At 74.6% G+C, this 14,856-nt stretch carries 11 protein-coding genes; 7 read left to right on the top strand and 4 right to left on the bottom strand.

Annotated elements, in window-relative coordinates:
• Positions 1-51 precede the first annotated feature (51 nt).
• Positions 52-2,184, bottom strand: coding sequence for a molybdopterin oxidoreductase family protein (locus tag DVA86_RS20920; protein ID WP_245997688.1), 2,133 nt, complete (start codon positions 2,182-2,184; stop codon positions 52-54).
• Positions 2,185-2,474: 290 nt separating this feature from the next.
• Between DVA86_RS20920 and DVA86_RS20915 the strand changes: the two genes are divergently transcribed.
• On the top strand, positions 2,475-3,245 hold the full coding sequence (locus DVA86_RS20915; RefSeq protein ID WP_208880459.1) for a sirohydrochlorin chelatase: 771 nt from the start codon (positions 2,475-2,477) through the stop codon (positions 3,243-3,245).
• Between the two features lie 60 nt (positions 3,246-3,305).
• Positions 3,306-4,808 carry a deoxyguanosinetriphosphate triphosphohydrolase gene (locus DVA86_RS20910; RefSeq protein WP_208880458.1) on the top strand — a complete coding sequence of 501 codons (1,503 nt, stop codon included), beginning with the start codon at positions 3,306-3,308 and terminating at the stop codon, positions 4,806-4,808.
• On the opposite strand, the gene DVA86_RS20905 is transcribed toward DVA86_RS20910, so the two are convergent.
• Positions 4,783-5,928, bottom strand: coding sequence for an ArsR/SmtB family transcription factor (locus DVA86_RS20905; protein WP_208880456.1), 1,146 nt, complete (start codon positions 5,926-5,928; stop codon positions 4,783-4,785). The genes DVA86_RS20910 and DVA86_RS20905 overlap by 26 nt on opposite strands.
• A gap of 440 nt (positions 5,929-6,368) precedes the next feature.
• Here DVA86_RS20905 and DVA86_RS20900 point away from each other — a divergent pair, with 440 nt between their 5' ends.
• The 5 genes from DVA86_RS20900 to DVA86_RS20880 all read left to right on the top strand — a co-directional run bounded on the left by DVA86_RS20900 (position 6,369) and on the right by DVA86_RS20880 (position 13,043).
• Positions 6,369-7,622 (top strand): NAD(P)/FAD-dependent oxidoreductase, encoded by a 1,254-nt coding sequence (locus DVA86_RS20900; RefSeq protein WP_208880454.1) that lies wholly within the window; start codon positions 6,369-6,371, stop codon positions 7,620-7,622.
• Between the two features lie 373 nt (positions 7,623-7,995).
• Entirely contained in the window at positions 7,996-8,526 is a 531-nt protein-coding gene (locus tag DVA86_RS20895) for a GNAT family N-acetyltransferase (protein ID WP_208880452.1), read from the top strand.
• Positions 8,527-8,687: 161 nt separating this feature from the next.
• Positions 8,688-10,646 (top strand): DNA primase, encoded by a 1,959-nt coding sequence (dnaG, locus tag DVA86_RS20890; protein WP_208880450.1) that lies wholly within the window; start codon positions 8,688-8,690, stop codon positions 10,644-10,646.
• 193 nt (positions 10,647-10,839) lie between these two features.
• Positions 10,840-11,520, top strand: coding sequence for a snapalysin (gene snpA / locus DVA86_RS20885; RefSeq protein WP_208880448.1), 681 nt, complete (start codon positions 10,840-10,842; stop codon positions 11,518-11,520).
• A gap of 269 nt (positions 11,521-11,789) precedes the next feature.
• Complete coding sequence (locus tag DVA86_RS20880) at positions 11,790-13,043, top strand: RNA polymerase sigma factor (RefSeq protein WP_208880446.1); 1,254 nt, start codon at positions 11,790-11,792, stop codon at positions 13,041-13,043.
• 175 nt (positions 13,044-13,218) lie between these two features.
• Here the strand turns inward: DVA86_RS20880 and DVA86_RS20875 are convergent, their stop codons facing one another.
• Entirely contained in the window at positions 13,219-13,779 is a 561-nt protein-coding gene (locus DVA86_RS20875; RefSeq protein WP_245996827.1) for an RICIN domain-containing protein, read from the bottom strand.
• A 124-nt stretch (positions 13,780-13,903) separates the two neighbouring features.
• Entirely contained in the window at positions 13,904-14,791 is an 888-nt protein-coding gene (locus tag DVA86_RS20870; protein ID WP_208880444.1) for a helix-turn-helix transcriptional regulator, read from the bottom strand.
• Between the last annotated feature and the right edge of the window lie 65 nt (positions 14,792-14,856).

Genomic DNA, 14,856 nt, shown 5'->3' with positions numbered 1-14,856 from the left:
CGCCCCACGCCCCGCCGGTTGCGCGAACACGCCGGCGCGCGCCGCCTGCCGTTACGGCACGCGCTCCACGCGGACCGCGCAGACCTTGAATTCCGGCATGCGGGAGACCGGGTCGAGCGCCGGGTTCGTGACCGTGTTCGCCCGGCCCTCGCCCGGCCAGTGGAACGGCATGAACACCGTGTCCGGCCGGATGTCCGGCGAGATGCGGGCGGCCGCGACCGTACGGCCGCGCCGGGACGTGACCGCGAGCGGTTCGCCCTCCGCGGCGCCCAGGCGTTCCGCGAGCTGCGGGTGGAGCTGGACGAACGGGCCCGGTGCGGCGGTGTTGAGCGCGTCGACGCGGCGGGTCTGGGCGCCGGACTGGTACTGGGCCAGGACCCGCCCCGTGGTGAGGTGCACCGGGTAGTCCGCGTCGGGCTCCTCGGCCGCCGGCCGGTGCGTCACGGCCGCGAAGCGGGCGCGGCCGTCCGGGTGGGCGAACCGGTCCAGGAACAGGCGCGGGGTGCCGGACCCTCCTCCCGTACGGCCCGCCCCGGCGGTACGGGAGGAGGGCTCGGCACCGGCCGCCGCCCCCTCCGCGCAGGGCCAGAACACCCCGTCCCCGTCCGCGATCCGCCGGTACGTGATGCCGGAGTAGTCCGCGGGGCCGCCCGCCGACGCGCGGCGCAGCTCGTCGAAGACCTCCTCCGGGTCCGTCGGGAAGCCCTTCTCCCAGCCGAGGCGCGCCGCAAGGGAGTTGAGGACCTCCAGGTCCGTACGTACGCCCGCGGGTGGGGTCACCGCGCGGCGGCGCAGCAGGACGCGGCCCTCCAGGCTTGTCGTGGTGCCCGTCTCCTCCGCCCACTGGGCCACGGGCAGGACGACGTCCGCGAGCCGCGCCGTGTCGGAGAGGACGACGTCCGCGACGGCCAGGAAGCCGAGGGAGCGGATGCGTTCCTCGACGTGGCCCGCGCGGGGGGCGGACACGACCGGGTTGGACCCCATCAGCAGCAGCGCCCTGACGTCGCCGCCGAGCGCGTCGAGGAGTTCGTACGCGCTGCGTCCCGGCCCCGGCAGCGAGTCCGGCGATACGCCCCACACCTCGGCCACGTGGGCGCGGGCGGCGGGGTCGGTCAGCTTGCGGTAGCCGGGCAACTGGTCGGCCTTCTGGCCGTGTTCGCGGCCGCCCTGCCCGTTCCCCTGGCCGGTCAGCGCGCCGTAGCCGGACAGCGGGCGGCCCGCGCGGCCGGTGGCCAGGCAGAGGTTGATCCAGGCGCCCACCGTGTCCGTGCCCTTGGACTGCTGCTCCGGGCCGCGCGCGGTGAGCACCATGGAGGCGGGGGCGTCGCAGAACAGCGCGACCGCCTCGCGCAGCGCGGGCAGCGGCACGCCGGTGATGCGTTCGACGAGTTCCGGCCAGTGCGCCATCGCGGCGCTGCGCGCCTCGGGCCAGCCGGCCGTGCGGGCGGCGACGAACTCCTCGTCCACCCTGCCCTCCGCGACCACCAGGTGCAGCATGCCGAGGGCCAGCGCGAGGTCCGTACCGGGGCGGGGCGCGAGGTGCAGGTCGGCCTGTTCGGCGGTACGGGTGCGGCGCGGGTCGACCACGACGAGCTTGCCGCCGTTCTCGCGCAGCTCGGTGAAGTAGCGCAGGGCGGGCGGCATGGTCTCGGCCGGGTTGGCGCCGACGAGGATGACGCAGCCCGTACGGGGGATGTCCGCCAGCGGGAACGGCAGGCCGCGGTCCAGCCCGAACGCGGCGGTGCCGGCGGCGGCGGCCGAGGACATGCAGAAGCGGCCGTTGTAGTCGATCTGGGAGGTGCCGAGCACGAGGCGGGCGAACTTGCCGAGCGCGTACGCCTTCTCGTTCGTCAGCCCGCCGCCGCCGAAGACGCCGACCGCGTCGGGGCCGTACGCGGTGCGGGTGCGGGCCAGGCCCTCCGCGATCCGGTCCAGGGCCTCGTCCCAACCGGCGGGTGCCAGTTCGCCGTCGGGGCGGCGGATCAGCGGCGTGGTCAGCCGGGTGCGGGAGGCGAGAACGGCGGGGGCGGTGCGTCCCTTGCCGCAGAGGGCGCCGCGGTTCACGGGGAAGCCGGGGCGTTCGGCGACGGCGACGGAGACGCCCGGCTCCGGCGCGGGTTCCGGACCGGGCCCGTGCCCGGCCCCGGCACCGGTGCCGGCCGCCGCCGTGGGGTGCAGGGTCATGCCGCACTGGAGCGCGCAGTACGGGCAGTGGGTGTCGGTGGCGGTTCCGCCGGCGGCACGGTGGGCGGCGGCCGTTCCCGGGGCGCGGGCGGCTGCGTCGCGGGCGGCGGGCGAGGGCGGCTGCGGCATACGGGCAGCGTGCGGTGTCCCTGTTACGTGCGCCGTCCCCCCCGTGTTACGCCCGCCGTCCAACGCCCTCTCCGCGCCGCCGGTGTGCCGGGTGAGGCCGCCGCAACCTGCCGTGACCCCGGGGCAACGGCGCGGCAATCCCGCCTCGCCAGACTCACCGCATGACGCCCACCCTCGTCGCCGTCGCGCACGGCTCCCGCGACCCCGAGGCGCTGCGTACGCTCACCGCGCTCCGTTCCCTCGTACGGACGCTCCGCCCCGGCCTGCGCGTCGAACTCGCCCACATCGAGCTGAACGAGCCCCTCCTGCCCGACACCCTGGCCGCCCTCCCCGCCGGCGGGCGCGCCGTACTCGTGCCGCTGCTGCTCGGCCGCGGGTACCACGTCAAGCACGACCTGCCGGCCGCCCTCGCCGCCGCCCCGCACCTCGACGCCGCCGTCGCGCCGCCGCTCGGCCCGCACCCGCTGCTCGCGCACGCCCTGCACGACCGGCTGCTGGAGACGGGCTGGACACCGGACGCCGCCGGGCGCGGACGCGGCGGCGTCGTGCTCGCCGCCGCCGGCTCGCGCGACCCGGACTCGGCCGCCGGCGCCGCCCGTACGGCCGCGCTGCTCAGCGCCCGGCTGGGCGGGGTGCCGGTGCTGCCCGCGTACGCCTCCGCCGCCGCGCCGACGATCACGGAAGCGGCCGCCGCCCTCCGCGCGCGCGGAGGGCGGCACACCGCGCTGGCCTCGTATTTCACCGCGCCCGGCCACTTCGCCGCCCGCTGTGCCGACGCCGTGCCGTGGCCCGCCGCCGCGCCGCTCGGCGCGCATCCGGCGCTGGCGCGGCTGGTGCTGCACCGGTACGACGGCGCGGTGGCGCGTACGGGGGCGGCGTACGGCCGGGACGCAGCTGTACGCACGCGCGGGCGCGCGCCGCTCCCCGTGTGAGCGGAGCCCCGGAGCGATGCCGCCGCCGCGGCGCGGGACGGCCGGGGCTACGGTCGGAACATGCACGGCGCAGACGGCACCCCCAGCAGCCCCGGCCCGCACGGCGCGCGCGCCCCCTCGGCCCACGCCCCTTCCGCCCACGCGCCGGCCGAATACGACCACGTCCCCGCCGGATACGACCACGGCGCCTACGACCCCGGCGACACCGAGCGCTGGGCGCCCGAGCCGGACAAGCGGCCCGGCCGTACCGCCTTCCAGCGCGACCGCGCGCGCGTCCTGCACTCCGCCGCGCTGCGCCGCCTCGCGGGCAAGACGCAGGTGGTTCCCGCCGCGTGGGAGGGGCCGGACGGCACCGGCGCGAGCGCCTGGGACGCGAGCCCGCGTACGCGGCTCACGCACTCCCTGGAATGCGCCCAGGTGGGGCGGGAGTTGGGGGCGGCGCTGGGCTGCGACCCCGACCTGGTCGAGGCCGCGTGCCTCGCGCACGACCTCGGGCACCCGCCGTTCGGGCACAACGGCGAGCAGGCGCTCGCCCGTATCGCCGAGCCCTGCGGCGGCTTCGAGGGGAACGCGCAGTCGCTGCGGCTGCTGTCACGGCTGGAGCCGAAGCGCTTCGCGTACGGGACGCGGGGGAGCGGTGGCGCGTACGGCGGGGACCGCCCGTACGGCGCGCACGCCACGGCCCGTACGGGCGGCCCCGACGCCCCCGAGGGACCCGACGGGCAGGTGAGCGTCGGCCTCAACCTCACGCGTGCCGCGCTCGACGCCGCCACCAAGTACCCCTGGCCGCTGGGCGGTCACCCCTCCGACCCCGGTTCGCCGAAGTTCGGCGTGTACGAGGACGACGTGCCCGTCTTCGCCTGGTTCCGGCAGGGCGCACCGCCCGAGCGGCGGTGCTTCGAGGCGCAGGTCATGGACTGGTCCGACGACGTGGCGTACTCGGTGCACGACGTCGAGGACGGGCTGCACGCCGGCCACCTGGACCCGAACATGCTGGCCGCCGAGCCGGAGCGGCGCGAGATCTTCGCCGTCGCCGCCGCACGCTACGCCGACGGCGCCGGCGAGGAGGAGCTGGCCGCCGCGCTCGACCGGCTGCTGGAACAGGAGTGGTGGCCGCACGGCTACGACGGCACCGCCCTCGCCCAGGCCCGGCTGAAGGACGCGGCCAGCCAGCTGATCGGCCGCTTCTGCCTGGCCGCGGAGGGCGCCACGCGCGCGGCGTACGGCACGGGGCGGCTGACCCGTTACGCGGCGGAGCTGGTCGTCCCGTACGAGACCCGGCTGGAGTGCGCGGTGCTGAAGGCGGTCGCGGACCGGTACGTGATGCAGCGCCCCGACCAGGAGCGGCTGCGCGCGGAGCAGCGCATCGTGCTGACCGAACTCGCCGAGGCGCTCACCGCCCGCGCGCCCGAGGGGCTGGACCCGCAGTTCCGGGCGCTGTTCGCCGCCGCGTCCGACGACACGGCCCGGCTGCGCGTGCTCGTCGACCAGATCGCCTCGCTCACGGACGCCTCCGCGCGCTCCCTGCACGCGCGGCTCACCAGGCGGCCGTCGGGCCGTTGAGCGTCGTCGGCCCGTTCAGCGCTGTCGGGCCGCTGAGTGTCGTCGGGCCGTTCAGCGCCGTCGAGCCGTTGAGGAGGGCCTCGCCCAGGGGCGTACGGCTGTGCAGTACGGCACTGCCGCGCCGCCGCGAGCTGATCAGCCCGGCCTCGCGCAGCACCGTCGTGTGCCGGCTGGCGGTGGACAGCGCGAGGCGCAGGGCGGCCGCCAGCTCGGAGGTCGTCATCGGGCGGTCCAGCGTGTCGAGCAGCTGGGCGCGGGAGGCGCCGATCAGCTGCGCGACGGGCCCGCCGCTGCCGCCGCTGCCCGCTTCCTTTTCGCGCACCGTACGGTCGGCGCCGTCCCGCGGATCGCCCTCCGCGCGCGCGGAGGGCGAAAGCCAGCCGGGCGCGGGTGTCAGCGGGTACACGAGAACGGGCGGCAGGCTCGGGTCGGCGAAGGCGACGGGCTTCTGCACGCAGAAGAAGGACGGGACGAGCGTCAGCGAGCGGCCCTCGAGCCGCAGCTCCCGTTCGAAGGGGTACGGGGCGAACAGCGTGCTGCCCTCCGTGCGCCAGGCGGGCACCCTGCCGTTGTCGCGGCCCCGCAGCATCCCGGCGGGCCCCTCGCTGAGCACTGCCTCCGCGCGGTACGAGCGGTCGGCGGCGGCCGCCGCGCTGATCACCGGCAGATACGGGCGTACGGCCACCGCGTAGTACCGCCGCAGCGCGTGCCCCAGCCGCTGCAGCGCCTCGGTGTCGCCCTCGGCGAGCAGCCGCGCGCCGGGCGGCGGCCGCCCGTGCGCGCCCTGGTGGAGCCGTTCCAGCTCGGCGGTGAGCCGGGCCCTCGGCGTGGACAGCACCAGGTCGAGGCCGCTCTCGAAGCCGGACCGGCCGGAGGTGGGGGTGAGGAAGTCGGGGAAGTACGACGCGTGCGGGCACAGCCGGGTCAGCGCCCCGGCGGCGCGGGCCAGCCCGGCGCGCCGCAGCGCCGTGGTCACCTCGCGCTTCCAGCCCTCGTACGCGAGCGGCACCTGGCGGCGCTGCAGAAGGTGGAGGCTGAGCGCGGTCTCCCACAGAGGGTCGGGCCCGTCGGCGGTACGGAGGCGGCTGAGCTCCTCCCCGCTGAACTCGATTCGCAGCATGCGCACCCGCTTCGCTCTCGACGACTGCCGACGTCCGCCGACGTGCCGGCGTCCCCCCGGACGAACGGGCGCCGGACGCCTTGTGCGTCGCGACGTCCTTGCCGGTGAAGGCCCGGCGGCCGGCCGGTGTGGCACCGTCCGAACCTCCACCGTAAGAACACCGGCCCGGAATTCTCTCCTCCGTTTGCGTTCTCCACGAAACCGGCGCGAACCGTCCGCGCGAGCACGAGAATCGGACCGGTGGCGGGGGCACCGGCTTCGGGGGAGTCATGTCCCCGCCACCGACGGCCGTGACCGCGCCACGGGGGCGGTCTACGGGCGTAGTGTCCCGGCCGTCCCGCCAGTCCACTCCTTTGCCTCTTCCCGCAGCACAGTCGATGCGGGACGCTCCCTGTGAACGGTAAACGCCGGGGGACAGCGTCTGAGCGAGGAGGCATCAAGTGGTCGACGCACATCGAACGTTCGTCATCGTCGGCGGTGGCCTGGCCGGAGCCAAAGCGGCCGAGACCCTGCGCGCGGAGGGTTTCAGCGGCCGCGTCATCCTGATCGGTGACGAACGCGACCACCCCTACGAGCGTCCCCCGCTCTCCAAGGGTTATCTCGCCGGGACCGACGAGCGCGACAGCGTCTTCGTCCACGAGCCCGCGTGGTACGCGAGCGCCGACATCGAACTCCACCTCGGGCAGCCCGCCGTGCACATCGACCGCGAGGGCCAGTCCGTACGCCTCGGCGACGGCACCCGCGTGCACTACGACACCCTGCTGCTCGCCACCGGCGCCGAACCGCGCCGCCTCGACATCCCCGGCACCAGCCTCGCCGGAGTACACCACCTGCGGCGGCTCGCGCACGCCGACCGGCTGCGCGGCGTGCTCGCCGCACGGGGGCGGGAGAACGGCCACCTGGTCATCGCCGGAGCCGGCTGGATCGGCCTGGAGGTCGCGGCGGCGGCGCGCTCGTACGGCGCGGAGGTCACCGTCATCGAACCGGAACCCACCCCGCTGCACACCGTCCTCGGCCCCGAGCTCGGCACGCTCTTCGCCGACCTGCACAGCGAGCACGGCGTGCGCTTCCACTTCGGGGCCCGGCTGACGGAGATCGAGGGCCACGCCGGAATGGTCCGGTCCGTACACACGGACGACGGCGAGGAACACCTCGCACACGACGTACTCGCCGCGATCGGCGCCGCGCCCCGTACGGGGCTCGCCGAATCGGCGGGACTCGCGCTCGCGGAGGGGCCGGGCGGCGGCATCGCCGTCGACTCGTCGCTCCGTACGACGGACCCGCGGATCTTCGCGGCGGGCGACGCGGCGGCCGTACAGCACCCGCTGCTCGGCACGCGGCTGCGCGTCGAGCACTGGGCGAACGCCCTCAACTCCGGCCCCGCGGCCGCCCGCGCGATGCTCGGCCAGGAGGTCAGCTACGACCGGGTGCCGTACTTCTTCTCCGACCAGTACGACGTCGGCCTCGAGTACAGCGGCTGGGCGCCGCCCGGCTCGTACGACGAGGTGGTGTGCCGCGGTGACGTGGGGAAGCGCGAGTTCATCGCGTTCTGGCTGCGGGACGGCCGGGTGCTGGCGGGGCTGAACTGCAACGTCTGGGACGTCACGGCCCCCATCCAGTCCCTGATCCGCTCAAACCACTCCGTGGACCCCCAGTCCCTCGCCAACCCGGACATCCCACTGGGGGATCTCTGAGCCGTACGTCCGACTGCGGGTGTCTGCTGACACCGCCGGACCCTCGCCGTCGTGGCTGCGCGCCGCGGCGGCGGAAAGGGTGGCGGCTGCGCCGCCCCCGCCCGCTGCGAAGCCGGGCCTCCGGCCCGGTCTTCCGCACGGGCGGCGAGGGCAGGCCGGAATTCGGCCCCGAGCCCGGCCCGGGGCACGTGCCTACAGCGCGCGCCTCCGCTGGCCGTGCGGCCGCGATCCCGCGGGCCCTGGGCGACGGGAAGCCGCAACCCCGGGGGCCCTGGGCGGCGGGGAGCCGCAACCCCTTCCGCCGCAGAGGCGAACGGCCACGGCGTTGAGGGTCCGGCGGAATGGCGGCGGGGCGGGCGCATAGGGTCGGGGTATGGCTACGACCATCCGTACCGCCGTGGTGCCCGTGGGGGAGATCTTCGCGTTGCGGTGGGGGGTGTTGCGGGGCGGGTTGCCGCGGGAGTCCGCGGTGTTCGCCGAGGACGAGGACCCCGACGCGTTCCACCTCGCCGCATACGGCCCCGACACCGCACCCCTCGGCTGCGGCAGCTTCTTCCGCGAGCCCTTCACCGGCGCCCCCGGCGCGCAGCGCCCGCCGGACGCGCACGCGCCCGCGCCGGACGCGGAAGCCGCGACCGCCGCAGACACCGCGACCGCCGCAGACGCCGCGTACCGCATCCGCGGCATGGCCACCGCGGAGCAGGCACGCGGTCGCGGTTACGGCACCGCCGTCCTCCGTGCCGGGGTCGTGGAGGCCGTGGCGCGCGGGGCCCGGCTGCTGTGGTGTACGGGCCGTACGGACGCCCGCGGCTTCTACGAGCGGCACGGATTCGCCGTCAGCGGCGCGGAGTTCGTGATCGAGGGGGTCGGCCCGCACGTCGTCCTCGTACGGGAGATCGGCTGAGAGGTCCGCCGCCGGACCGCCGGACCGCCGTACCGACGGCCGTACCGCCGGACCGCCGGGCAAGCAGCGCGCGGCGTACGCGCAAGCCCCGCCCCCGCCCGCCACCGCCCATACCCCCGTGCCGGCTCCCGCTGTCGGCGGCCCACCGTAGACTTCCCTGCGTGGCGGGAAGGATCAACGACGAAGACGTGAAGGCGGTGCGGAACGCGGTTCCGATCGACGCCGTCGTCTCCGAGTATCTCCAGCTCCGCAACGCGGGCGGGGGCAATCTCAAGGGCCTGTGCCCGTTCCACGACGAGAAGTCGCCGTCGTTCACCGTCAGCCCCAGCAAGGGCCTGTACCACTGCTTCGGCTGCCAGGAGGGCGGGGACACCCTCGACTTCGTGATGAAGGTCGACCACCTGTCCTTCTCCGAGTCCGTGGAGCGGCTGGCCGCGCAGGCCGGGATCACCCTCCGGTACGAGGAGGGGGGTTACGGCCGGGCCAGCCAGCAGGGGGAGCGGACCCGGCTGGTGGAGGCGCACCGGATCGCCGCGCGGTTCTACGCCGAGCAGCTGGACGGCGCGGAGGCCGAGGTGGGCCGGCGGTTCCTGGCCGAGCGCGGCTTCGACGCGGAGGCGGCGCGGCACTTCGGGGTGGGTTACGCCCCGGCGGGCTGGGACCACCTGGTGCGTTTCCTGCGCGGCAAGGGCTTTTCGGACAAGGAGATGGTGCTGTCCGGGCTGGCCCAGGACAGCCGTAGCGGCAGGCCCATCGACCGGTTCCGGGGCAGGCTGCTGTGGCCGATCCGGGACATCACGGGCGAGGTGGTGGGCTTCGGTGCCCGCAAGCTCCGCGAGGACGACAACGGGCCGAAGTACCTCAACACCCCCGAAACGGCCATCTACCACAAATCGCAGGTCCTGTACGGCATCGACCTCGCCAAGCGCGAGATCGCCAAGGCGGGCCGCGCGGTCGTCGTCGAGGGGTACACGGACGTGATGGCCTGCCATCTGGCCGGGGTCACGGGCGCCATCGCGACGTGCGGCACGTCGTTCGGCGGCGACCACGTCAAGATCCTGCGCCGGGTGCTGATGGACAACTCCCGCTCGGAGGTCGTCTTCACCTTCGACGGCGACGCGGCGGGGCAGAAGGCGGCGCTGCGGGCGTTCGAGGACGACCAGAAGTTCGCGGCGCGTACGTCGATCGCCATCACGCCCGGCGGCATGGACCCCTGCGAGCTGCGGCTCGCCAAGGGCGACGAGGCCGTACGGGAGCTGGTGGAGGGGCGGACGCTGCTGTTCGAGTTCGCGATCCGGTCCGTGGTGGAGCAGCACAACCTCGATACGGCGGAGGGGCGTTCGGCGGCGCTGGAGGAGGCGGCGCCGATCGTGGCGCGGATCAAGGACGCCGCGATCCAGCACGAGCACGCCGTACGGCTGGCGGGGCTGCTCGGCATCATGGACACGCAGTTCGTGGTGCAGCGCGTGGCACAGCTCGCGCGCTGGGCGCGGGAGCGCGGCTCCCGGCCGCCCGGCGGCCCGCAGCGCGGGACGGGGCCCGGCGGCCAGGCCGCCGGCCCGTACGCGCAGTCGCAGCAGCGGCCGCAGCAGCAGTCACAGCAGCCGCAGTCCCCGCAGTACGGCCCCGGCGGCGGCCCGGCGCTCAACCTCCGCAGCCCCGCCCACCGGGTGGAGCGGGAGCTGCTGAAACTCGCCCTCCAGCGCCCCGAGCTGGTCGCCCCGGCCTTCGACGCGTACGGTGCCGACGAGTTCACCGCGCCGCCGTACGCCGTGCTGCGGCAGGCGATCGAGGCGGCGGGGGGCGTGACGGACGCCGACGGCGACTTCCTGACGCGCGTACGGGACGCGGCGCCGGACGACACCGTGCGCTCGCTCATCACCGAGCTGGCCGTCGAGGCGCCGCGCATCTCGCGGCAGCCGGACGAGACGTACGCGGGGGAGCAGCTGGTCGCCGTACGGCTGGCGGCGGTGAACGCCCGTATCGCCGAACTGGAAGGCAACGCCCTGCGGATGGAGGCGCGGCGGGACTACGAGGGCTCGGCGCCGGTGCGGGCGCAGCTGTGGGAGCTGCAGCAGTACGGGCGCGGGCTGCGCGAGCGGGGCGCCGCGGCGCTCTGAGCGCGGGCGCGCGATCCCCGGGTCCTATCGCCCGTTGACATCTCCGCACAGCGGGTCGCCTCCCCGACACTCTGCGGTAACCGAACTCCCCACGAGACGCAGGCGCCGGCACCTCCCACCGCGCACACGCACACGCGCACGCACACCCCTCGTTCTGCGGCCACCCCCCACGGAGACGAGAGGAACACCCCCCGTGAAACGCTCCAGGACTGCGCTCTCCACCGCACTCGGTCTCGGCTTGGCGGTCGCGAGCCTGGCCGCGGCGCCCGCCGCGACCACCGCAGCGCCCCCCGCCGCACCCAAGGCGTCCGCGCCGCACGCGTCCGCGAACTCCGTGACGGCCGCCTACACCGGCGGCGGCACGGCCGCCCAGCGGGCCGAGCACAGCAAGGTGTTCGCGGCGATCCAGAAGATCGCCGCGAAGAAGCAGGCGGCCAAGCCCGGCATCCAGGCCGTCACCATCACGTACAACGACAGCGCCGCGCCCAGATACCAGGGCCAGATATCCCAGAGCACCCAGATCTGGAACTCCTCGGTCAACAACGTGAAGCTGCAGGAGACCGCGGGCAGCGGCGACTTCTCGTACCGCGAGGGCAACAGCCCGCGCGGCAGCTACGCGCAGACCGACGGCCGTGGCCACGGCTACGTCTTCATCGACTACCGGCAGAGCCAGCAGTACAACTCGCTGCGGATCGTCTCGCACGAGACCGGCCACATCCTCGGTCTGCCCGACCACTACCAGGGCCCGTGCAGCGAGCTGATGTCCGGCGGCGGCCCCGGCCCGTCCTGCACCAACGCCCGCCCGAACCCGCAGGAGAGCGCCCGCGTGGACCAGCTCTGGCGGTACGGCCTGAGCAGCGCGTTCAAGCCGTGACGTGACGTGACGTGACGTGACGGCAGCGGTCACGGCGGCCACGGCCGCCGCCCGCGCACCGTAACGCGCCGCCCGCGACCCGCGACCCGCGGCGCCCGCGCCCGCCCCGTTCCGACGGGGCGGGCGCCGTCTCCTGCGCGGCACGGGGCCCCTGCGCTGCAGGGGAACACCCTCCGCGGGGGAACGTGAGCAGCGGGTGAACGCGTACGGCAAAAACTGCGCGCACGACTCTCGTGGCGGGAGTGTGTCGTACTCCACACTGGTGAGCGGTGCCTGAGTCATCGGAGCGCGGCGGTGCTGGCCGGGAGGGGCCACAGCCCCCCGCGGATCCGCACATCGTTCACGGGACGGGGCGCGGCTTGGCCGCGACCGTTCCCGGAGTTCCGCACGCCGCCCCCGAACCGGCAGCGATCACCTTGGAGGTCGCCCCCGTGCAGACCCAGACCCTGACCGACGCCGCCCCCGCCGCCACGGCGGTCTCTCCGCCGGCCGCGCACTCCGCGCCGGCCGACCTGCCGCCGTACCCCGAGACCGTACCGCCGCAGGCCGGCCACCCGGAGCCGGACCCGGACGCGCAACCGGCCGCGAAGCCCGGTACGGGGGTGGGCAGCGGGCCCTCCGCCGACCTGTTCCGCCAGTACCTGCGCGAGATCGGCCGCATTCCGCTGCTGTCCGCCGCCGACGAGGTCGAGCTGGCACGCCGCGTCGAGGCGGGACTGTTCGCCGAGGAGCGGCTGAGCTCGGCCGGCGACCTGGACACGCAGCTCGCCCTGGACCTCGACAAGATCGTGGTGCTCGGCCGGATGGCCAAGCGCCGCCTCATCGAGGCCAACCTCCGGCTCGTCGTCTCCGTCGCCAAACGCTATGTGGGCCGCGGCCTGACCATGCTGGACCTCGTACAGGAGGGCAACCTCGGGCTGATACGCGCGGTGGAGAAGTTCGACTACGCGCGCGGCTACAAGTTCTCGACGTACGCGACCTGGTGGATCCGGCAGGCCATGTCACGCGCGCTCGCCGACCAGGCCCGTACGATCCGCGTCCCGGTGCACGTCGTCGAGCTGATCAACCGCGTCGTACGGGTGCAGCGCCGCATGCTCCAGGAGCGCGGCCAGGAGCCGACGGCCGAAGAGGTCGCGGCGCACCTGGAGTTGACCGAGGAACGCGTCACCGAGGTGCTGCGGCTCGCCCAGGAGCCGGTGTCGCTGCACGCGCCGGTCGGCGAGGAAGACGACGTCAACCTCGGCGACCTGATCGAGGACGGCGACGCGCCCTCACCCGTGGAGTCGGCCGCGTTCCTGCTGCTCCGCGAGCACCTGGAGGCGGTGCTGTCCACGCTCGGCGAGCGCGAACGCAAGGTCGTACAGCTCCGCTACGGGCTGGCCGACGGCAGACCCCGCACGCTGGAGGAGATAGGGCGCATCTTCGGCGTCACGCGCGAACGCATCCGGCAGATCGAGTCGAAGACCCTCAACAAGCTGCGCGACCACGCCTTCGCGGACCAGCTGCGCGGCTACCTGGACTAGCGGCTGTCCGGGCCGGTGGCCGTCCGGGCCCGGCGGCTGTCACGGCCGGCGGCGGCTCGCGGGACCGCGGGGATCGCGAGCACGGGCACGCGCGGGCCAGGCGCATGCCCCCACCCGTACGAGGCACCCGGGTGAGGGCATGCGGGCCCCGGCCGGGCCGGGGCGGGGCGTGCCGTCAGGAGTTGGGCTCGAACTTCCACAGCCGGTCGGTGCTCGGGTACTTGTAGGCGGTGTCGAGGTAGAGGGTGTCCCAGGCGCCGCTGCCCTGATAGCGGTTGAGGGTCATCGCGAGATCCTCGGCGGTCTTGGGGCGGTACTGCCACCAGCTGGTGCCGCCGCCGTCGTCCGGGGTCGCGAGCCACTTCTGGGCGTCACTTCCGTCGCAGGCCTTGACGACGATGGTGCCCCTGCGCTGCGGTGCCGAATCGGCGGGCTGCAGACACTTGTTGGCGGCCTGGTTCCGAATCGTGCCGTACCAGTTTCCCGCGCCGTCCCTGGCGAAATCCGTTTCCCACCGCTCCGTCTTGTAGTTGTACGCGGGGTCGCGGAGGGTGATCGCCTGCGCGTTCTCCGCGGTGCTGTCCGACAAGAGCGCGAGCCGGCTCCCGTCCATGCGGTTGACCATGTCCCGGTTGGGTGTGGCCGCGCTCGCCTGGGGCGCGGTGGCGAGCAGGGCGCAGGCGAGGGCGGCGGCCACGGCGGAGGTGTTGCGGACCGAACGAGCCAGATTGGGCACAGGAAACCCCTCTTTTCGGATTACTGCGGTGAGCGTTAAAAGTCTGATGCGAGGGGTTGATTACCAACAAGGCCGAGGTGCCGGATTCACCACCACCGGTGAATGTGGAGATAATCGGAATTGCTCAATTGCCGGGAGCGGAAGGGGAGTTGTGGCCCGGACCCGCCGGACCTGCCGGGCCCGCGGGGAACTCCTCGACGCCGAGCACCCGCAGCAGCTCCAGCCGTTCGCGGGTCTCCGCGTCCGCCGGCGTGAGCACCAGCAGCTGCTGGCGCTGGTCGGGCGTGACCAGCGTCTCGCAGTCCATCAGCAGGCGGCCCACCCGCGGGTGCAGCAGAGTCTTGCGGTCGGCGCGCCGTACGGCCACCTCGTGCGCGGCCCAGAGCCGGCTGAACTCGGCGCTCGCGGCCTGCAACCGCTCGACGAGCCCGGCGACTTCGGGATCCCCGGACCGGCGGCCGACGGCGGCGCGCAGGTCGGCCACGAGCTGGCGGGACTGGTGCTCCTGCTCCTCGGGCGGGCTGAAGCGTACGCCGGTTTCGGTGAACCAGCGGTACACGACGTAGCGCCGGTCCCCGGAGTGGCCGGTGAGGTCGCCCGCCATCAGCACGGACGTACGGTTCTGGGCGAGCACCTCGCCCAGGTCGGACAGCACCATGGCCGGGGTGTCGCCGAGCAGGTCGAGCATGCGGATCAGGCCGGCGCGGGCCAGCCGGGCCACACCGTCGGCGGGCGGCGGCTGGTGGCCGGCCAGATGGAACAGATGGCTGCGCTCGTCGTCGGACAGCCGCAGCGCCCGCGCCAGCGCGCCGAGCAGCTGGACCGAGGGCTGGCTGCTGCGGCCCTGCTCGAGGCGTACGACGTAGTCCACCGACATGCCCGCGAGCATCGCCACCTCTTCCCGGCGCAGCCCGTTGGTGCGGCGGCGCGGGCCGTCGGGGATGCCGACCTCGGCGGGGCGGATCGCCTCGCGTCGGTGGCGGAGGAAGTCGGCGAGCTCGTCACGTTCCATGCCCCAATCGTCCCTCGCTCCCTGAGGGCGATCCAGGGAGCGGCTCTCCCATGATCAACAGTCCG

The sequence above is a fragment of the Streptomyces armeniacus genome, assembly GCF_003355155.1.
GTDB classification, from domain to species: domain Bacteria; phylum Actinomycetota; class Actinomycetes; order Streptomycetales; family Streptomycetaceae; genus Streptomyces; species Streptomyces armeniacus.
This window is presented reverse-complemented; position numbering and strand designations above follow the sequence as displayed.

What these genes read in the sequence shown, in the direction of transcription:
- DVA86_RS20905 (WP_208880456.1), bottom strand. Translation starts at nt 5,928, where the DNA reads ATGCTGCGAATCGAGTTCAGCGGGGAGGAGCTCAGCCGCCTCCGTACC.
- DVA86_RS20910 (WP_208880458.1), top strand. Translation starts at nt 3,306, where the DNA reads ATGCACGGCGCAGACGGCACCCCCAGCAGCCCCGGCCCGCACGGCGCG.
- DVA86_RS20870 (WP_208880444.1), bottom strand. Translation starts at nt 14,791, where the DNA reads ATGGAACGTGACGAGCTCGCCGACTTCCTCCGCCACCGACGCGAGGCG.
- DVA86_RS20920 (WP_245997688.1), bottom strand. Translation starts at nt 2,184, where the DNA reads ATGACCCTGCACCCCACGGCGGCGGCCGGCACCGGTGCCGGGGCCGGG.
- DVA86_RS20915 (WP_208880459.1), top strand. Translation starts at nt 2,475, where the DNA reads ATGACGCCCACCCTCGTCGCCGTCGCGCACGGCTCCCGCGACCCCGAG.
- DVA86_RS20895 (WP_208880452.1), top strand. Translation starts at nt 7,996, where the DNA reads ATGGCTACGACCATCCGTACCGCCGTGGTGCCCGTGGGGGAGATCTTC.